The organism is Luteibacter sp. 3190, from assembly GCF_031456385.1.
Taxonomy (GTDB): Bacteria; Pseudomonadota; Gammaproteobacteria; order Xanthomonadales; family Rhodanobacteraceae; genus Luteibacter.
In genome coordinates, this window is the sequence record NZ_JAVDUO010000001.1 from 1,610,879 (window position 1) to 1,629,710 (window position 18,832).

At 69.4% G+C, this 18,832-nt stretch carries 17 protein-coding genes; 8 read left to right on the forward strand and 9 right to left on the reverse strand.

From position 1 onward, the window contains the following. Window positions 1–108: 108 nt before the first annotated feature. On the reverse strand, window positions 109–1,779 hold the full coding sequence (asnB, locus tag J2X58_RS07320) for an asparagine synthase B (protein WP_310047282.1): 1,671 nt from the start codon (window positions 1,777–1,779) through the stop codon (window positions 109–111). 234 nt (window positions 1,780–2,013) lie between these two features. On the opposite strand from asnB, the gene J2X58_RS07325 reads away from it, so the two are divergent. Continuing rightward, on the forward strand, window positions 2,014–2,442 hold the full coding sequence (locus J2X58_RS07325; protein WP_310047283.1) for a hypothetical protein: 429 nt from the start codon (window positions 2,014–2,016) through the stop codon (window positions 2,440–2,442). Here the strand turns inward: J2X58_RS07325 and J2X58_RS07330 are convergent. Beyond that, entirely contained in the window at window positions 2,406–3,758 is a 1,353-nt protein-coding gene (locus J2X58_RS07330) for a formimidoylglutamate deiminase (RefSeq protein ID WP_310047284.1), read from the reverse strand. The two genes, J2X58_RS07325 and J2X58_RS07330, sit on opposite strands and share 37 nt — an antisense overlap. 51 nt (window positions 3,759–3,809) lie before the next feature. Between J2X58_RS07330 and J2X58_RS07335 the strand changes: the two genes are divergently transcribed. The 4 genes from J2X58_RS07335 to J2X58_RS07350 all read left to right on the forward strand — a co-directional run bounded on the left by J2X58_RS07335 (window position 3,810) and on the right by J2X58_RS07350 (window position 9,027). Then, window positions 3,810–5,390, forward strand: coding sequence for a GNAT family N-acetyltransferase (locus tag J2X58_RS07335; RefSeq protein WP_310047285.1), 1,581 nt, complete (start codon window positions 3,810–3,812; stop codon window positions 5,388–5,390). Then, a complete protein-coding gene (gene hutI, locus J2X58_RS07340) occupies window positions 5,387–6,622 on the forward strand; it encodes an imidazolonepropionase (protein WP_310047287.1) in 1,236 nt (411 codons plus the stop codon). Before J2X58_RS07335 ends, hutI begins: the two co-directional genes overlap by 4 nt. Window positions 6,623–6,760: 138 nt before the next feature. Then, window positions 6,761–8,278 carry a hypothetical protein gene (locus J2X58_RS07345; protein ID WP_310047288.1) on the forward strand — a complete coding sequence of 506 codons (1,518 nt, stop codon included), beginning with the start codon at window positions 6,761–6,763 and terminating at the stop codon, window positions 8,276–8,278. After that, the gene (locus J2X58_RS07350) at window positions 8,275–9,027 is read left to right on the forward strand and encodes a hypothetical protein (RefSeq protein WP_310047289.1); all 753 of its coding nucleotides are present in this window, start codon (window positions 8,275–8,277) and stop codon (window positions 9,025–9,027) included. The genes J2X58_RS07345 and J2X58_RS07350 overlap by 4 nt, the downstream gene beginning before the upstream one ends. 50 nt (window positions 9,028–9,077) lie before the next feature. Here J2X58_RS07350 and J2X58_RS07355 read toward each other — a convergent pair whose 3' ends face one another. The 3 genes from J2X58_RS07355 to J2X58_RS07365 form a co-directional block, all read right to left on the reverse strand. Next, window positions 9,078–9,239 (reverse strand): 30S ribosomal protein THX, encoded by a 162-nt coding sequence (locus tag J2X58_RS07355; protein WP_090052854.1) that lies wholly within the window; start codon window positions 9,237–9,239, stop codon window positions 9,078–9,080. Between the two features lie 81 nt (window positions 9,240–9,320). Beyond that, window positions 9,321–10,280: a cation diffusion facilitator family transporter gene (locus J2X58_RS07360; RefSeq protein ID WP_310047290.1), complete on the reverse strand. Its 960-nt coding sequence runs from the start codon at window positions 10,278–10,280 to the stop codon at window positions 9,321–9,323. Between the two features lie 38 nt (window positions 10,281–10,318). Continuing rightward, complete coding sequence (locus J2X58_RS07365) at window positions 10,319–10,765, reverse strand: MerC domain-containing protein (protein ID WP_310047292.1); 447 nt, start codon at window positions 10,763–10,765, stop codon at window positions 10,319–10,321. An 85-nt stretch (window positions 10,766–10,850) separates the two neighbouring features. Here J2X58_RS07365 and J2X58_RS07370 point away from each other — a divergent pair, with 85 nt between their 5' ends. Next, window positions 10,851–12,866 carry a TonB-dependent receptor gene (locus tag J2X58_RS07370; protein WP_310047293.1) on the forward strand — a complete coding sequence of 672 codons (2,016 nt, stop codon included), beginning with the start codon at window positions 10,851–10,853 and terminating at the stop codon, window positions 12,864–12,866. Between the two features lie 122 nt (window positions 12,867–12,988). On the opposite strand, the gene J2X58_RS07375 is transcribed toward J2X58_RS07370, so the two are convergent. From J2X58_RS07375 to gltX, 3 genes are all read right to left on the reverse strand, one after another. After that, window positions 12,989–13,468: a transcriptional repressor gene (locus tag J2X58_RS07375; protein WP_090052849.1), complete on the reverse strand. Its 480-nt coding sequence runs from the start codon at window positions 13,466–13,468 to the stop codon at window positions 12,989–12,991. A gap of 40 nt (window positions 13,469–13,508) precedes the next feature. After that, window positions 13,509–13,784 (reverse strand): hypothetical protein, encoded by a 276-nt coding sequence (locus tag J2X58_RS07380; RefSeq protein WP_090052847.1) that lies wholly within the window; start codon window positions 13,782–13,784, stop codon window positions 13,509–13,511. 135 nt (window positions 13,785–13,919) lie between these two features. Then, window positions 13,920–15,323, reverse strand: a complete 1,404-nt coding sequence (gene gltX / locus J2X58_RS07385; protein WP_310047295.1) for a glutamate--tRNA ligase — start codon at window positions 15,321–15,323, stop codon at window positions 13,920–13,922. Between the two features lie 385 nt (window positions 15,324–15,708). Here gltX and J2X58_RS07390 point away from each other — a divergent pair, with 385 nt between their 5' ends. Together J2X58_RS07390 and J2X58_RS07395 are read left to right on the forward strand one after the other, a co-directional pair. Beyond that, window positions 15,709–16,869 carry a glycosyltransferase family 1 protein gene (locus tag J2X58_RS07390; protein ID WP_310047298.1) on the forward strand — a complete coding sequence of 387 codons (1,161 nt, stop codon included), beginning with the start codon at window positions 15,709–15,711 and terminating at the stop codon, window positions 16,867–16,869. Beyond that, entirely contained in the window at window positions 16,841–17,383 is a 543-nt protein-coding gene (locus J2X58_RS07395) for a phosphatase PAP2 family protein (protein ID WP_090052843.1), read from the forward strand. The genes J2X58_RS07390 and J2X58_RS07395 overlap by 29 nt, the downstream gene beginning before the upstream one ends. 551 nt (window positions 17,384–17,934) lie before the next feature. Here the strand turns inward: J2X58_RS07395 and accD are convergent. After that, entirely contained in the window at window positions 17,935–18,807 is an 873-nt protein-coding gene (accD, locus tag J2X58_RS07400) for an acetyl-CoA carboxylase, carboxyltransferase subunit beta (RefSeq protein WP_310047301.1), read from the reverse strand. Window positions 18,808–18,832 lie beyond the last annotated feature (25 nt).

Sequence of the window (18,832 nt, forward strand, 5' to 3'; positions counted from 1 at the left end):
TGCCGTAGGAGCGCGCCGCGCGCGCGACATCTTCTGAGGCCGTGACCCGGAGCTGGCGCGCCAGCTTGGGTAACGGGGGCGAAAAGATGTCGCGCGCAGGGCGCGCTCCTACGCCGGGAGGGCCTCCTGATGGACACCTCGCACCGCCCGCCCCGACGGGTCGGCCGCGGCGGCGAACGCGGGATCCCACGCCAGCGCGGCCGGCGAGGAGCAGGCGATCGACTTGCCGCCCGGGACCGTCGCGGCGCAGGCCTCGCCCGGGAAATGCGTCTCGAAGATCGTCCGGTAGAAGAACGCCTCCTTGGTGGCGGGGGTGTTCAGCGGGAACCGCGAGGCTGCGGCGGCGAATTCCCGGTCGGAGACCATGGCCTCGGCGTGGGCCTTGAGCCCGTCGATCCAGCCGTAGCCGACGCCGTCGCTGAACTGCTCCTTCTGCCGCCAGAGGATCTCGTCGGGCAGCACACCCTCGAACGCCTCGCGGAGGACCCCCTTCTCGATCCCCTTGCGGGACACCATCTTCGCCTCGGCGTCGAACGCCATCGCGGTGTCCAGGAATTCGACGTCCAGGAACGGCACGCGGGCCTCGACGCCCCAGGCCGACATCGATTTGTTGGCGCGCAGGCAGTCGTAGTAATGCAGGGCGTCCAGCTTGCGGATCGTCTCCTCGTGGAACGCCCGGGCCGACGGCGCCTTGTGGAAGTACAGGTAACCACCGAACACCTCGTCGGAACCCTCGCCGGAGAGCACCATCTTCACGCCCATCGCCTTGATGCGCCGCGCGAGCAGGAACATCGGCGTGGAGGCGCGGATCGTCGTGACGTCGTAGGTCTCGATGTGGCGGATCACTTCCGGCAACGCGTCGAGGCCTTCCTCGAACGTGTAGCGGAACCCGTGGTGCACGGTGCCCAGCGCCTCGGCCGCGACCTCCGCCGCCTTCAGGTCCGGCGAGCCTTCGAGGCCGATCGCGAACGAATGCAGCCGTGGCCACCACGCCTCGTCGCGGTCGTCGTCCTCGATGCGCTTGCGCGCGAAGCTCGCGGCTACCGCGGCGACCAGCGAGGAATCGAGGCCGCCGGAAAGCAGCACGCCATACGGGACGTCCGTCATCATCTGCCGGTGGACCGCCGCCTCGAACGCGGCGCGCAATGCGGCCGGCTCGATGGCTGTGCCCTGCGTGACGTCGTAGTCGCGCCATGCCGGCGTCCAGTACGGCACAGCCTCGCCGCGCTCGCTGTCGTAGACGTGCCCCGGCGGGAAGGGTGCGACGTCGGCGCAGACGCCGACCAGCGACTTCATCTCGGAGGCGATGCAGAGGCGCCCTTCGCGATCGTGGCCCCAATACAGCGGACACACGCCGAGCGCGTCGCGCGCGATCAGGTACCGGCGCCGCTTCGCGTCCCACAGCGCGAAGGCGAAGATGCCGTTGAGCCGGCCCAGGAATCCCGCGCCTTCCTCGCGATACAGCGCGTTGATCACCTCGCAGTCGGACCCGGTGGTGAAGGCGTAGCCGCTGGCGGCGCGCAGCTCGCGATGGTTGTAGATCTCGCCGTTCACCGCCAGCGCCAGCTCGCCGTCGACCGAGCGCAACGGCTGCGCGCCGCTCGCCGGATCGACGATGGCGAGGCGCTCGTGGACGAGGATCGCACCCTGGTCGACGTAGACACCGCTCCAGTCGGGCCCGCGGTGGCGCTGGCGCTGCGACAGTTCCATGGCCTGGCGACGCAGGGCGACGAGATCGTCGCCCGCCGTCAGACCGAACATTCCGAAGATCGAACACATGATCGTGGCTCCCGAAGGGTGAAACGCGCAAAGAAAAAGGCCCGCCTGTGAGGGCGGGCCTTTCGTGTATTCCGGTGGTTTCGCTTACAACCGCCTACACGCCGACCCTCCCGAAGTTCCGGGCATTATTGGTATTGGCGTTATTGGCGGCGATGCGGATCATGGATCGACTAGAACACGATCGGGACCCTCGCGCAAGCACCCGTTAACCGAAGGACGTCTATCATCGCGGGCATGAACACCCTGCTCGCCCTCGCCCTCCTTTCCTCCACGCCCGCCACGCCCGACTGGCTCGCCGGCGACTGGGACCCGTACAGCAACGCCTTTCTCGGCCTGCGCACGCTGAGCATCGGCAAGGACACGCTGAGCTGGAAAGGCTGCGCGGACGCGCGCTTCGAGGTGCTCGCCAGCGACGGCGACAGCGTCACGCTGCGCCTCGCGCCGGGCACCACCTGCTCGCTCGACGACGTCGCGCGGACGCGCATGGATACCGTCCGCCTGACGCTCCGTCCCAACCGTTGCGATCTGGGCGTGTCGATCTACGCGTCCGCCGAGGCCGCGAAGCGAAACGAGCCGTCGGCCGAGGGTCTCTACGGCAAGCCGAAGTGTCCGTCGGGGCCCGCGGCTCACGCGGCGGCCAGCTTCTCCACCACGCCACGATAAGCCCGGGCGATCGCCTCCTCCCCGGCGTGCGCGAAGTCGCGAACGCGCCACTGCCCGCCGACCATCACGTCGCGCACCAGCGGCGTGTTGCCCGCGAAGAGGAAGCTGTCGATCACGTCGGCTTCGTCGCGTGCCGCCAGCAGCGGCGACGCGTCGTCGAGCACGAGCAGGTCGGCGCGCGCCCCCTCGAGCAGGCGACCGATGTCCGCCCCCGCCGCGCGCGTGCCGCCGTCGAGCGCACGTTGCCATAGCGCTGTACCGACGCTTTCCTCGGGCACGCGGGCCGCGACGTTGCGATGGCGCGTGACGAGGCGCTGCCCGTATTCGAGCCAGCGCAGCTCTTCGACGGGCGATACCGAGATGTGCGAGTCCGAACCGACGCCGAACGAGCCGCCCGCGTCGATGAACGGCGCCAGCGGGAACAGGCCGTCTCCGAGGTTCGCTTCCGTGGTCGGGCAAAGGCCCGCCACCGCCCCGCTCTTCGCCAGCCGGTCCGTCTCGTGCGCGGTCAGGTGCGTGGCATGGACGAGCGTCCAGCGCGCGTCGACGTCCGCGTGGTCGAGCAGCCATTCCACCGGCCGGGCGCCGCGGACCGAGAGGCAGTCCTGCACCTCGCCGATCTGCTCGGCGATGTGGATGTGCACCGGAAGATCCTTCGCGATGCCCGTGGCCAGCAACGCGCGCATCGCGTCCTCGGGCACCGCGCGCAGCGAATGCAGCGCGATGCCGAGGGTGAACATGTCGTCCTGTAACGGCGCCAGCCGCTCCAGCAGCCGGACGAATCCGCCCACGTCGTGACGGAAGCGCTGTTGCCGCTCCGTCAGGGGGCGCCCGTCGAACCCGCCCGTCATGTAGAGCACCGGGAGCAGCGTCAGGCCGATACCCGCCTCCTTCGCGGCCTCGATCAGCGCCAGCGACATCGTCGCGGGATCGGCGTACGGCACGCCGCGCGGGCCATGATGCAGGTAATGGAACTCGCAGACCTGCGTATAACCCGCCTTGACCATCTCGACGTAGAGCTGCGTGGCGATGGCCTTCAGGTCGTCGGGGTCCACGGCCTCGGCGAAGGCGTACATGGTTTCACGCCAGGTCCAGAAGCTGTCCTCGCCCGGACCGCGGCGTTCGGCCAGGCCGGCCATCGCCCGCTGGAACGCGTGCGAATGCAGGTTCGGCATGCCCGGAAGCACGAAGCGGCCGATGCGTTCGCCCCGCGTCGCCGTGGCGAAGCGCCCGGCGGTCACCCCGAGCGGGGCTTCCCCGGCCCGCCAGGCACCGTCCTGCCAGAAGAAGTCGGCGTTGAAGGCGGCGTGCGGCATGGGTGCGATCCGTCGATGAATTCGTCGCATGGTACCGCGCATAATCGGGGCATGACCGAATCCCCGAACACGCACCCGCCCAAACTCCTGCTGCGCCAGGCGCGGCCCGTCGACGTTCCCGAACTGGTCGCCCTTACGGCGCGGGTCTACACGCCCGAATGGGGCCACTCCGCGGAAATGCTGCAGGGCCAGCAGACGCACTTTCCCGAAGGCCAGTTCGTCGTCGAATACGAAGGGCGCATCGTCGGCTTCTGCGCCACCTTCCGCATCGGCGAATCCCTGGCGCTGGCTCCGCACACCTGGATGCAGATCACGGGCGGCGGCTTCGCCTCGCGCCACGATCCCAAGGGCGACTGGCTCTACGGCATGGAGGTCGTGGTCCATCCCGACTACCGGGGCATGCGTATCGGGCAGCGGCTCTACCAGGCACGCAAGCGGCTCTGCACCGATCTGAAGCTCCGCGGCATCGTGTTCGGCGGCCGCATGCCGGGCCTGGCGCGCGCGATCGGCCGCTACGGCAGCGCGGAGGCGTACGCGCAGGCCGTGGTGGACGGCAGCCGCCGCGATCCGACGCTGAGCTTCCAGCTGCGCAACGGCTTCGAGATGGTCGGCCTGCTGCGCGAGTACGTGCCGTCCGACCACGAATCGCTCGGCTATGCGGCGCTGCTGGTCTGGCGCAACCCGCAGCGACACGACCAGCCCGATGTGCCGCGCGTCTCGCAGAGCCACCGGCTGCCGGATTCCGTGCGCGTCGCCTCGGTGCAGTACCAGCAGCGACGCATCGGCTCCTTCGACGAATTCGCGAAGCAGGTCGAGTACTTCGTCGACATCGCGGCGGATTACGACGCCGACTTCGTCGCGTTCCCGGAACTGATCACGCTGCAGCTGCTGTCCATCGAGAACGCCGAACTGTCGCCGGTGGATTCCATCCGCCGCCTTTCAGAGTACACCGACGAGGTCAAGGCGCTCTTCCACCGTCTGGCCGTGCACTACAACATCAACATCATCGGCGGCTCGCATCCCACGCGTCAGCCGAACGGCGACATCCACAACGTCTGCTACGTCTGCCTGCGCGACGGGTCCATCCACGAGCGCGAGAAGCTGCATCCGACACCGAGCGAGCGCAACGTCTGGAACATCACGGGCGGCGACGCCGCGGCGACGATTCAGACCGACTGCGGCCCGATCGGCGTGATGATCTGCTACGACTCGGAGTTCCCCGAGGTGGCACGCCACCTCACGGATCAGGGCGCGCTGATCCTCTTCGTACCCTTCTGCACCGACGTGCGCGAAGGCTACCTGCGCGTGCGTTACTGCTCGCAGGCGCGCGCGATCGAAAACCAGTGCTATGTGGTGCTCTCGGGCAACGTGGGCAACCTGCCGGGCGTCAACAATTTCGACATCCAGTACGGCCAGAGCTGCATCCTGACGCCCAGCGACTTCCCCTTCGCGCGCGACGGCATCGCGGCGGATTCCACGCCGAACATCGAAACCGTCCTGTTCGCCGACCTGCGCCTCGAGAACCTCGCCCGCGCGCGCAACTCCGGCGCGGTGCAGAACCTCAAGGACCGTCGCTACGACCTCTACGAGGTGCGCTGGGCGCGCGGCGTCGCCGGCGAAGGCCAGCCATGACGGACGACACGCGCTGGGACCACCTGCTCGTCGACGTGAGCCTGGCGACGATGCGCGACGACGGCGCGCCCTGCGGCGCCATCGAAGGCGCCGCCATCGGCTGGCGCGACGACCGCATCGTCTTCGCCGGACCGATGTCGGCCCTGCCGGGCGATCCGCATGCGCTCGCGCGTCATGTCGAATCGCTTCCCGGTACATGGGTGACGCCGGGCCTCATCGACTGCCACACGCACCTGGTCTTCGGCGGCGACCGCGCGACGGAGTTCGAGCGGCGCCTCGAGGGCGCCACGTACGAGGAGATCGCCCGCGCGGGCGGCGGCATCGTTTCCAGCGTGCGCGCGACCCGCGCCGCGAACGAGGACGAGCTGCTGCGCCAGTCGCTACCCCGCGCACGCGCGCTGCTGGCCGACGGCGTCACGACGCTGGAGATCAAGTCCGGCTACGGACTCGAGCCAGACGCCGAGCGCCGCATGCTGCGCGTGGCACGGCGGATCGGCGACGTGCTCGGCGTCGACGTGCGCACCACGTTCCTCGGCCTGCACGCGCTTCCGCCGGAATACGCCGGACGACGCGACGAGTACGTCGCGCTGGTCTGCGACATCATGCTGCCGTCGCTCGCCGACGAGGAACTGGTCGACGCGGTCGACGCCTTCTGCGAAGGCATCGGCTTCACGCACGCCGAGACGCAGCGCCTGTTCGAGAAGGCGACCGCGCTGGGCCTGCCGGTCAAGCTCCACGCGGAGCAGCTGTCCGACCTGGGCGGCGCGGCGCTCGTGGCCCGATACAACGGACTTTCCGCCGACCACCTCGAATGGACGAGCGACGACGGCGTGCGCGCCATGGCCGCGGCCGGCACCGTGGCGGTGCTGTTGCCTGGCGCCTACTACGCGCTGCGCGACACGCGTCCGCCGCCGGTGGCCGCGTTTCGCGACCACGGCGTGGCGATGGCCGTGGCGACGGATCTCAACCCGGGCACCTCGCCGCTGCTGTCGCTGCGCCTGGCGATGAACATGGCCTGCACGCTGTTCCGCCTCACGCCCGAGGAGGCCCTCCGTGGCACGACGGTCCATGCCGCCCGCGCCCTCGGCCTCGACGATCGCGGCGTCCTCGCGCCGGGCAAGCGTGCCGACATCGCGGTGTGGAACGTGAAGCACCTCCCGGAACTCTGCTACTGGATCGGCGGGTCGCTGCTTCGGGACCTCTGGGTCGCGGGCGAGCGCGTCGCGACCTGAGTCAAATCCGGCACTTTTTTCAGAAAACTTCCATCGATCCCGTCGGGCTCCGCCGCATAACATGGTCGGACGTCGCCTCTGGCGCCGTCCGACCATGGAACGTCCGCGCAAGGCCACCGCGCGGCCGGAGGAAGATCGTTGAAGGACCCATCGCCGCGCCCCGACCGGGGCCACATCCGCCGCATCCCCGTGGCGATCGCCGGATTCCTGGCGATGACGGTCGCGGCCTGCACGAACGCGGTCGATCACGAGGCCGAGCACGCACGCCGCGCGCGGCAGATGCGCGACGTCAACCGCATGCTCGATGCGATGGAGGGTTTCGGCCAGGTCGCGTCCGCGACGTCGGCACCACCGGCGCCCGCGCCCTCCGCCGCCGTCACCACAGCCGCATCCCGAGGGATTCCCGACCCCGAACGGACCCCGCGCTGGCGATGGTCGCCGTGGGCGTTGCTGGCCGGTGGCGGCGGTATCGGAGCGCTCGCCTTCGTTCTCGTTCGTCGTCGGCGACGTCCGGTCGCGTCGCCGGCCCCGAGCATCGCCGCGTTCTTCGTCGACCCCGCCGACGACGCGCCGGAGCAGGTCCCGGATGAACCGTCCGCGCCGCCGCCGACCGTCGCGGTCCCGGTATCCTCACCGTCGCCAACCTGGACTTACCAGCCGTCACGCTACGAAGCGCCCGGCCTGCACATGGTCGCGCCGGCCGTCGATCTCCTCGTCCCGCCGCATGACGACAGACGCTCCGTACCCGAGCCGACGTCCCCGACGCTGCGCGCGACGCTGGCGAACGTGGCGAGCGACGCCGGCCCGTTCCTGGTCGGCGACCCGACGTATCCGCGCCTGCGACTCGCCGACACATCATCCGACGGCTTGCGTGCGTGGCGCGACGTCATTGCCGACCACCTCGACGACAGTGGTGACGACGAGCGCCTCGCCCGCTGGCTCGCCCCCGCGGTCGACGCCGCACTCGCCCTCGAACTGCCACCACGCGACGCGGCGCGGCACATGACCGACATCGTGGCCGACGTGGCACGCCTGAAGGCGTCGATGGCGGAAAGCGATCGCCCGCACGCCGAAGCCCTTCTGGCCCGGCTGCATCTCGCGAACATCGAGCGCCTGAGCGGTGCGACCCGCCTCTTCGCGATCCGCGAACTCGCCGCAGGGCTCGCCGGCGCCGTCGATCCGCTTCTCATCGACGCTCGCATCGACGTACTGCTCGCGTGGGCGTCGTGGTCGCTGGGTGCCGCCGCCAGCGCGCGGCTCGACGAGGCCGAGACCGCCTGTGACGCGTTGGCCAGCGAGGGCGGCGAAGGCGGCGACCGCGCGCGCCGACGCCGTGGCGAGATCCTTCTCCATCGTGCCGCCCTGTGCCGGACCGATGCGCGCCTGGCGCGACTCGACGAGGCGCAGCGCCTGCTCGACGAGGCCTACCGATGCCAGCCCGATGCGGAAACGGCCCTGCTCCTCGCGACCGCCGCGGAGCGTCGCGCGGCGCTGCTGCCCGCACCCGCCGCCGAGGACGCGTGCACGCACGCGCTGGTGCATGCCTTCCTCGCCGAGGCATCCCCCGCGTGGCGAAGCGCCGCGCTCGCGCGACGTCGCGCCATCCAGCGTCTCTACGAAAGCCTTCCCTCCCCCACGGAAACCGACCCGCCATGATCACCGCAAGCCCCACGGGCGATGCCCGCCAACCCTTCTGGACCACCCGTTACGGGATCGCCACGCCCGTCGCCACCGAGACGGCGGCGGCCCGCTCGCTGCAGCTCTACGGCGAGTGGGCCGAACAGGAAACCACGCTGCTCAGCGGCCTCGTCGACGAAGGGCACACCGTGCTCGAATTCGGCGGCGACTACGCCGCCCACGCCCTCTGGATGGCGCAGGCGGTGGGACCGGCCGGCCAGGTCCACGTGGCCGAACCGCGCCGCATCCGCTTTCAGCAGGCCTGCGCGAACGTCGCGATCAATGGACTGGACAACGTCTTCACCCATCCCGTCTGGCTCGGCAAGGGCAAGGGCCAGGTGTCGCTCGCGTCGCTCCTGCCGGGCACGCGCGCCGGCGACGAGAAAGTCCGCCTGGCCACCGTCGACAGCCTGCGCCTCGACGCCCTGCATCTGCTGAAGGTCAACCAGTCGCACGCGCTGGTCGACCTGCTGGCCGGTGCTGGCGACACGATCCGCACCCACCGTCCGCTGGTCTACGCGCGCCTGACGGGCATCGACGAAGCGCGTGCCGAGGTGGACGCGCTCAAGGCGCTGGGCTACCGCGTCTGGTCGCATGTGCCCTATCTCTTCAACGTCGACAACCACGCCGGCAACGACACCAACGTCTTCCCGGGCATGGTCCAGCAGAACGTGATCGCCGCGCCGGCGGACGGGGCGTTCGAATTCGCGGACCGGCTGGAACTCTGAGCAAAAAAAATCCCGCCGAGGCGGGATTTTTTTTCACGCGTGGCGAAGGCTCAGGCCTTCTTGCGCGGCGCGGCCTTCTTGGCGGCGGCGGGCTTGGCGGCGGCCGGCTTCGCGACGGCGGCGCCGGAGACGACGTCCACGTGCGGACGGGCCTTGCCATAGCTGGAACGGTAGATCTTGCCGCGACGGGTGCGGCGGTCGCCCTTGCCCATGGGAAACTCCTTGATTCGTAATGATGAAGAGGAACGGCCGGACATCGTATCAGCGGCCGCGTAAAGCGCAAGGGGAGCCACTCAATGCGGGTGCGGGCCCGCCTTGCCGCAGCCCTCGAGTTCGTCGGGGCACGGGCCCGGATCGAACTGGACCGTGGCGTGATCGACGCGCCAGCGATCGCTGAGCAACGTCTTGATCGCCGTGAGGACGCGCGCCTGATCCGCCTGCTCCGCGCCGGGCGCGAGCTCGGCGTGCAGCGTGGCCATGCGCGAGCCGGCGGTGACCTGCCACACGTGCACGTGGTGGATGTCCACGATGATCGCGTCGACGGCGTGGAGCTCGCGCTGCACGTCCCCGAGGTTGACGCCCTCGGGCGTACCTTCGAGCAGGATGTGGCCCGAGCGACGCACGAGCGACCAGGCGCTGCGCAGGATCAGCAGCGACACGAGGATCGAGAGCACCGGGTCGGCCCAGTTCCAGTCGAGCCAGCGCACGGCGAGTGCCGCGAGCACGGCCGCGACCGACCCGAGCAGGTCGCCCAGCACGTGCAGGCTCGCGCCGGCCATGTTCACGTCGTCGGGATCGTGGCCGTGCAGCGTGCGCAGCACCACGACGTTGGCCACGAGGCCGAGCACGGCGACGACGAGCATCACGCCCGAGAGGATCGGCTCCGGATGGAACAGGCGCTGCACCGCCTCGTAGACGATGAAGGCCACCAGCGCGAACTGGGTGAGCGCGTTGACGAAGCCCGCGAGGACTTCGATGCGGCCGTAGCCATAGGTGCGCCGCGAGTCGGCCGGACGCGCGGCGAAACGCGCCCCCAAGAACGCGAGCAGAAGCGCGAGCGCGTCGACCAGCATGTGGCCGGCGTCGGCCAGCAGCGCCAGCGATCCGGACACGATGCCGCCGGCCGCCTCGGCGACCAGCATGAGCAGCGTGAGCACGAAAGCGAACCGCAGCTTGCGCTCGCTACCGCCCTCGACGTGGCTGTGGTCGTGATCGTGGGCGTGCCCGTGCGAATGGGAGTGGTCGTGTGCCATGGGAAGGAAGGCTAGGCGCGAGCGACGCGGTTACACAATCACGGGTGCGCGCAGGACGGCCCGTGGATGTGTCCGGCGTGCTCGCCGCGGTCGACGCGCAGGTTGACGAAGTGCGCCGCGGCGACGAGGAAACCGCCGCACGTGACGAGGACGCTGTGCACAAACAGCGAGCCACCGTGCAGGAACGTCACACCGAGGATCAGCAGGAGAAGCCCCGGCACCGCGAGCAGCAACGGCAGGCGGCGGCGGTGACGCCGGAAGCCGGAGACGAGCGCGACGCTGGCCAGCACGCAGGCGAAACCGACGAAACCGGCTTCGAAGCGGTGGTCGGCCAGGAACGAAAGCCCGATGAGCGGCAGCAGCGCGATCACGAACGGCAGCGCGGCGCAGTGAATGGCGCACAGGAAGGACGCCGTCGCGCCCAGGCGGTCGGCGGCATGCCACCAGCGGCGCGGTACTTCGGGTTCGGTGGCGGAGTCGGTCATGGAAGACATAGCGTGACTAGTTGCACGGGTCGAGGCAAGCGATGATACTTTATAACATTGCAAAACCCAACTGGAGCTCCACCCGATGCGCAGAACCCTTATCGCCCTGGCCCTGGCCGCGAGTTTCGGCACGTCCCTGCCCGTGATGGCGGACGACGCCGCCCAGGACGGGACCCCGCCATCGGTGGGGGCGACCGACGCCCAGGGCAAGAGCCGCAAGCACGTCGACAAGCTCGACGCCATCGTGGTCAACGCCGTGCCGGGCGGTCAGAAGGCCGACCAGATCGTGGCGCCCGTGGCGGTGCTGGCAGGCTCGGCCCTGGACGACGCCAAGGGTGTGTCGCTCGGCGAGACGGTGTCTTCCATCCCCGGCGTGCAGAGTTCCGCGCTCGGTACCGCGGTGGGCCGACCCGTGATCCGCGGCCTCGACGGCCCGCGCGTGGCGGTGCTCGAGAACGGTCTCTCGTCCCAGGACGTGTCGAACGTCAGCCAGGACCACGCGGTCACCCTCGAGCCGTTCCTCGCCGACCAGATCGAGGTGCTCAAGGGTCCGGCCACCCTGCTCTACGGCTCGGGCGCGATCGGCGGCGTCGTCAACGTCGTGGACGGGCGCGTTCCCGAAAAGGCCCCGGACAACGGCTTCGCCGGGCGCGCGGAAGTGCGCGGCGACTCCGTCTCGGATGGCAAGACAGGCCTGCTCCGCCTCGACGCGGGCAACGACCGGTTCGCCATCCACGTGGACGGCATGCACCGCGACAACGAGGACTACGACATTCCCGGCGGCACGCTGGCCAACAGCGCGGTGAAGACGACCTCGGGCTCGGTGGGCGCGTCGCTGCTCGGTTCGTGGGGCTTCGTCGGTCTGTCGGTGTCGCGCTTCCTCGACCTCTACGGTAGCCCTGCGGAACCCGGCGATCCGGCCGAAGGCGAGGATCCGGTCCACATCAAGATGGCGCAGACCAACTACACCCTGAAGGGAGGCCTGGTGAAGCCGTTCGACGGCATCGCGAAGATCGATTTCAGCCTCGGCCATGGCGCGTACCAGCACGTCGAATACGAAGGCGACGTTCCGGGCACCACCTTCACCACGAACAGCAACCAGGGCCGCCTTCTCGTCACGCACGAGCCGCTCGCCGGTTGGGAAGGCGCGTTCGGCGTGCAGACGCAGCACCGCCAGTTCGCGGCCGTCGGCGAGGAGACGTTCGTTCCGGCCACCACGACCAGCGGCGTCGGCGTGTTCCTGACCGAGCAGCGCGACTTCGGCCCGTTCAAGGTCGAGCTCGGCGCGCGCCACGACAGGCAGAGCGTCGATCCGGACGACGGTCCGAAGCGCGACTACAGCCCGAACAGTTTCTCCGCCGGTGTCGCCTGGCGTTTCGCGGAGCAGTGGCATCTGTCGCTGAACCTCGATCATGCCGAACGCGCGCCGTCCGAAGAGGAACTCTTCGCCAACGGGCCGCACGAGGCCTCGAACACGTTCGAGATCGGCAGCGACCTCACGAAGGAAAAGTCGAACCAGGCGGAACTCGGCCTGCACTTCCACGGCGAGTTCGTCGAGGGCAAGATCGCCGCGTACTACAACCGGTACAAGAACTTCATCTACCTCGCCGACACCGGCGAGATCGAGGACGACCTGCCGGTGCGCATCTGGTCGCAGAACGACGCGACGTTCCGCGGCGCCGAAGCCGAAGCGACCTTCCACCTCGCCAAGGGCCCTTCCGGCCACTGGGACCTGCGCGTCTTCGGGGACACCGTGCGCGCGACGCTCTCGGATGGCGCGGGCAACGTGCCGCGCATCCCCGCCGGTCGCGTCGGCGGCACGCTGAGCTGGAACACCGATGGCTTCCGCGCCAGCGTCGGTGCCGTGCGTTACATGAAGCAGGACAGGATCGCCGCGTTCGAAACGGACACGGCCGGCTACACGCTCGTCAACGCGCACTTCGCCTGGACCTTCGTCAACGACGAACGCAGCCAGTGGGAAGCCTTCGTGGACGGCAACAACCTGACCAACCAGACCGCGCGCCCGGCCACGTCGTTGTTCAAGGATGTCGCGCCGCTGCCCGGCCGGAACGTCTCGGTGGGTCTGCGCGCGTTCTTCTGACCACGATTCAGTGGTTGTAGGAGCGGACCTGGCCGCGACAGCTCTTCGCGACAGACTGACAGGGCCTGTGGCGCTGTCGCGAAAAGATGTCGCGCGCAGGGCGCGCTCCTACCACCGCGGTGTCAGGACTCGAGGCAGTTCCGGCAGATGCCGTGCACTTCGAGGGTCTGGGCCTGCGGGCGGAAGCCGAGGGCTTTCGCCTGCGCCTCGATCAGCTCGGCGACGCGTTCGTCGCAGACTTCCTGCGCGCACTGGCAGGTATCGCAGATGAGGAACGGCACCTGGTGCGCCTCGGCCGGGTGATGGCACGAGACGTACGCGTTGATGGATTCCAGCTTGTGGATGAAGCCGTTCTCGAGGAGGAAATCGAGCGCGCGATACACCGTGGGCGGCGCGGCGTTGCCGTGCTTCTCGCGGAGGCGATCGAGCAGGTCGTAGGCTTTTACGGGCTTGCCCGCACCGGCGACGAGTTCGAGCACCTCGCGGCGCAACGGCGTGAGGCGCAGGCCGCGCTCGGTCGACGCGATCTCCACCGCCTCGACGAAGCCGCGGGCGTCGTCGTGGTGCTGGTGAGCGTGGTGGTGGGCGGCGTGCGTGGTCACATCGGTATCCTCGTGTCCGTCATCCTAACATGAGGACCTTTCAGCGCTTTTTCGACCCCGGCAATGGTGGCGGCGTGCGCCGCGGAAGGAACGGGAAGATCCAGCCGATCGGCCCCAGCACAAGCGAACCGATCACACCGGCCTTCACGCGTCCGCGCCAGTAGCCGAGCAGCGCGCCGACCACCACGAACGCGATCTGCCAGAGCACGAGCTCCGTCCACGGCACGATCGCCATCAGGTTCATGAAGATCCGCACCGACGCGTCCGGCGCATCCGGATCGACGCCCTGCATGGCTCTGGCTAGCAGTTCGTCCATGGGCGTGTCGCTAGCCGGGGAAGTGCTCGCCTGTGGGAAGCCCGCTTGCGGGCGAACGGGTGCTTGCGGCGAGCACCCATTCGTCCGCAAGCGGACTTCCCACAAAGCCTGCCCCGGCGAAGTCGCCGTCCACGCTCAGCCCTGCGCCCGCGACAGCGCCTCGTCGATGCGCGCGATCGCGCCCTCGCGCCCGGCGAGGTAGATGGTGTGTTCGATCGACGGGGAGACCTGCGTGCCCGTCATGGCGACACGCAGCGGCGCGGCGACCTTGCCCATGCCGAGTTCCAGCGACGCGGCGACGCGTTCGACCGCGCCGTGCACCGCCTCGGGCGTCCAAGCCGCGAGCGCGGCGAGTTCGTTCTTCGCGGCGTTCAGCGCGGCGGGCGCGGTTTCCGCGCGCAGGTGCTTCTCGACCGCCTTCTCGTCCCACTCGACGATCGGGCCGTACCAGATCTTCGCGCGCTCGGCCATTTCCTTGAACGTCTGCACGCGATCGCGCAGCGCGACCACGACATCCGCGGGATCCGGACCCTGCGCGACGTCGATGCCGATCCTGGCCAGGTGCCATGCGAGTTCGGGACCGAGCGTTTCGGGCGCGTCGGTCTTGAGGTAATGCTGGTTGAGCCACGAGAGCTTGGTGACGTCGAAGCGCGACGCCGCCTTGTTGACGTCGGCGACGTCGAACAGTTCGGTCATCTGCGCGACGGAGAAGATTTCCTGGTCGCCGTGCGACCAGCCGAGGCGGACGAGGTAGTTGAGCAGCGCGTGCGGCAGGAAGCCGTCGTCGCGGTACTGCATCACGCTCACCGCGCCGTGGCGCTTCGACAGCTTCTGGCCATCGGGACCGAGGATCATCGGCAGGTGCGCGAACTCGGGCACCGGCGCGCCCAGCGCCTTGTAGATGTTGATCTGGCGCGGGGTGTTGTTGACGTGGTCGTCGCCGCGGATCACCTCGGTGATGCCCATGTCGATGTCGTCGACCACCACGGCGAAGTTGTAGGTCGGGAATCCGTCGGAACGGAAGATGACGAGGTCGTCCAGCTCCTCGTTCGACCACTCGATGCGCCCTTTGACCTTGTCGTCGAAAACCACGCTGCCCGAGGTCGGGTTCTTGAAGCGGATGACGCGGTTCGGGTCGTCGCGCAGCGGCTCGTTGCGGTCGCGATAGTATCCGTTGTAGCGCGGCTTCACGCCCGCGGCCATGGCCGCGTTGCGCATTTCCTCGATCTCTTCCTTGGTCTCGTACGCGTAGTACGCCTTCCCTTCGCGCAGCAGCTGGTCGGCCACTTCGCGGTAACGGTCCATGCGCTGCGTCTGGTAGTACGGACCTTCGTCGTGCGCGAGGCCCAGCCACGACATGCCGTCCAGGATCGCCTGCACGGCTTCCTGCGTCGAACGCTCGCGATCGGTGTCCTCGATGCGCAGCACGAACTCGCCGCCGCGACGGCGCGCCTCCAGCCAGCAATACAGCGCGGTGCGCGCGCCGCCGATGTGCAGGTAGCCGGTAGGACTGGGGGCGAAGCGGGTGCGGACGGTCATGGGGGCGGCGTGGAGTTTTAGGGCAATAGGAGAGTTTAGCGTGGGTGGAGGGGTGGGCGGGAGTTGGTCGTCTGGAGTTGGGAGTTGGGAATCGGGGGCGCTGAGTTCGGGAGTTGGGAGTTGGGAATTGGGGGCGTTGAGTTCGGGGGTTGGGGGTTGGGAATTGGGGGCGCTGTTCACGGCGGCCGCTCGAGGGGGCCGGTGGCGTGACACTCGCCTCGAGGGACGCCAAACGCTGCGGCCCCCTCGGGCGCTCGTCAGTGCGCCCCCAATTCCCAACTCCCAACCCCCACCCTCCCCTGTCATCCACCGGTCATATCGCGATAACCGCCCCGACACGGCGGCGGGCCACCATGCCCCAAGCCAGGCAACGAGGGGCACCGCCATGCGCATCGGCATCGTCACCGAAACCTACGCACCGGACGTCAACGGTGTCGCCCTGACCGTCCAGTCCCTCGCCCGCGGCATCGTCCGCCGCGGCCACAGCGTCGACCTCGTTCGCCCCATCCACCCCGCGACACCACCGCTGGCCGACGCGGGCATGGATGTCCTCGCGGTCGACGGGGCGTCGGTGCCTCGCTACGCGGGCCTGCGTTTCGGGCTGCCCGCACGGTTTCGTCTCGAACGCCGCTGGCGTTCCGACCGGCCGGATGCCATCTATGTGGCCACGGAAGGCCCCCTGGGCTGGAGCGCCGTCAGTGCCGCGCGCCGCCTGGGCATCCCGGTCGCCACGGGGTTCCACACCCGGTTCGATTTCTACGTCGGCCATTACGGCTTCGGCGCGCTGACTCCGCTCGTGCGGCACTACCTCGCGCGGTTCCACCGGCGGGCGCAGACGACGCTCGTGCCGACCGGCCAGCTCGCCGCCGAACTCAACGATCTCGGCGTGCACGACGTGCGCGTGCTGCGCCGCGCGGTCGATACGCTGCGCTTCCATCCGGAACGTCGCGACGACGCGCTGCGCGCCTCCTGGGGCGTGACGGATGACGCGCCGGTCGTCCTCAGTGTCGGGCGCGTCGCGCCCGAGAAGAACCTGCACGTCGTCATCGACGCCTACCGCGCCCTCGCCCGCCGCGTGCCGGGCACGCGTTGCGTCATCGTCGGCGACGGCCCCGGCCGCGCTGCGCTGCAGGCCGCGCATCCGGACGTCATCTTCGCCGGCACGCGCCGCGGCGACGAGCTCGCGGCGTACTACGCCAGCGCCGATCTGTTCGTGTTTCCGAGCCTCACCGAGACGTTCGGCAACGTGGTGCTCGAGGCCATGGCCTCCGGCGTTCCGGTGGTCGCGTACGCCGAGGCGGCCGCGCGTGAATTCATCCGCAACGGCCAGAACGGCATCCGGGTCGCGCCCGGCAACGAAGGCGGCCTGATCGAGCGCGCCGCCGCCCTCGGCGCCGACGCCACCGTGCGCGCCGCGATGGGTCGTGCCGCGCGCGTCTCGGTCGCCAGCCTTTCGCCGGAGTCGGTCGTCACCGCCTTCGAATCGATCATGCAGTCACTGGCCGAGGAGCACGTCCATGAACGCAGCACCGCCGTCGCCGCGTAGGGCGAACCTGGACCGGCGCATGTGCGTCGCGGCCAACCGCTGGGGCGCGCGTCGCGCCATCGGCATCTTCTTCGGCGCCATCAGCCGGCTCGGCGATGGCGTCTTCTGGTATGCGCTGATGAGCGTCATCGCGGTCGTGGGCGGCTGGCACGGTGTCGCCGTCGCGGCGCAGATGGCCGTGACGGGCCTCACCGCCCTCATGCTCTACCGCGTGCTCAAGCGCTGGACGCGGCGCCCACGCCCTTTCCGCACCTGTCCCGGCGTCATCGCCCACGTCCCGCCGCTCGACGAGTTCAGCTTTCCCTCGGGCCACACGCTTCAGGCCGTCGCGTTCACGGTCGTGGCGGTCGCGCACTACCCCGTGCTCGCGCCCTTCCTGATCGGATTCGCGGCGCTGATCGGCGCGTCGCGCGTGGTGCTCGGGCTGCACTACCCCAGCGATGTGATCGCCGCCACGGCGATCGGCGGCGGGCTCGGCACGCTGTCGCTCTGGGCGGAACGCGTGCTGGTCTGAACTCCGTTCTTCAGGCCGGTGGGAGCGGCCCTGGCCGCGACGCCGTTGGGGCCGTGAGTCACAAGGCTGATGCGTCCGGCGAAAAGCTGTCGCGGCCGGGTCCGCTCCCACACGATACCTGTTGGAGCGGCCCTGGCCGCGACGCCGTTGGAGCCGTGAGCCGCGGGGCCTGCCGCGCCCGGCGAAAAGCTGTCGCGGCCGGGTCCGCTCCCACACGATACCTGTTGAAGCGGCCCTTGCCGCGACGCCGTTGAGGCCGTGAGCCGCAGGGCCTGCCGCGCCCGGCGAAAAGCTGTCGCGGCCGGGTCCGCTCCCACACGATACCTGTTGGAGCGGCCCTGGCCGCGACGCCGTTGGGGCCGTGAGTCGCAGGGCCTGATGCGTCCGGCGAAAAGCTGTCGCGGCCGGGTCCGCTCCCACACGATACCTGTTGGAGCGGCCCTTGCCGCGACGCCGTTGAGGCCGTGAGCCGCAGGGCCTGCCGCGCCCGGCGAAAAGCTGTCGCGGCCGGGTCCGCTCCCACACGGAAGCGGCCGCTTTGATCAGGCGAATCAGGCCGCCGCGCGCGGGGCCTTCTGCAGGATGCCCAGCATGGCGCCGAGCTTGTCGCGCATCTCGCGGCGGTCGACGATGACGTCGACGGCACCATGCTCGACCAGGAACTCGGAACGCTGGAAACCTTCCGGCAGCGTCTCGCGCACGGTCTGTTCGATCACGCGGGGACCCGCGAAACCGATCAGCGCCTTCGGCTCGGCGACGTTGAGGTCGCCCAGCATGCCGAGGCTCGCCGACACGCCGCCCGTGGTCGGGTGCGTGAGAACGGAGATGTACGGAATGCCGGCATCGCGCATGCGCGCCAGCGCCGCGGACGTCTTCGCCATCTGCATCAGCGAGAACAGGCCTTCCTGCATGCGCGCGCCGCCAGTGGCGGAAAAGCACACCAGCGCGCTCTTCTCGGCGAGCGCCTTTTCGGCGGCGCGGGCGAACTTCTCGCCCACCACCGAACCCATCGAGCCGCCCATGAACGCGAATTCGAACGCCACGGCGACAACCGGGCGCTCGAGCAGGCTGCCGGACATCGCGATCAGCGCGTCCTTCTCGCCCGTGTTCTTCTGCGCGGCGGCCACGCGGTCCTTGTACTTCTTCTGGTCCTTGAACTTCAGGGCGTCGACCGCTTCCATCTTCGGCCACAGCTCGGTGGTGCTGCCCTCGTCGAAGAAGGCCGCGAGGCGCGCGCGCGCCGAGATCGCGTGGTGGTGGCCGCACTTCGGGCAGACCATCAGCGACTTCTCGAGCTCGGGCTTGTACAGCACCGTGCCGCAACCCGCGCACTTCTCCCAGACGCCTTCCGGCACCTTGCCCTTGCCACCGGCCGCGCTGGGTGCGCGGGTCTTCGGCGTCATGATTTTCTGCAGCCAGTTCATCGTGTGTCTCCGGTACCTGTACGTC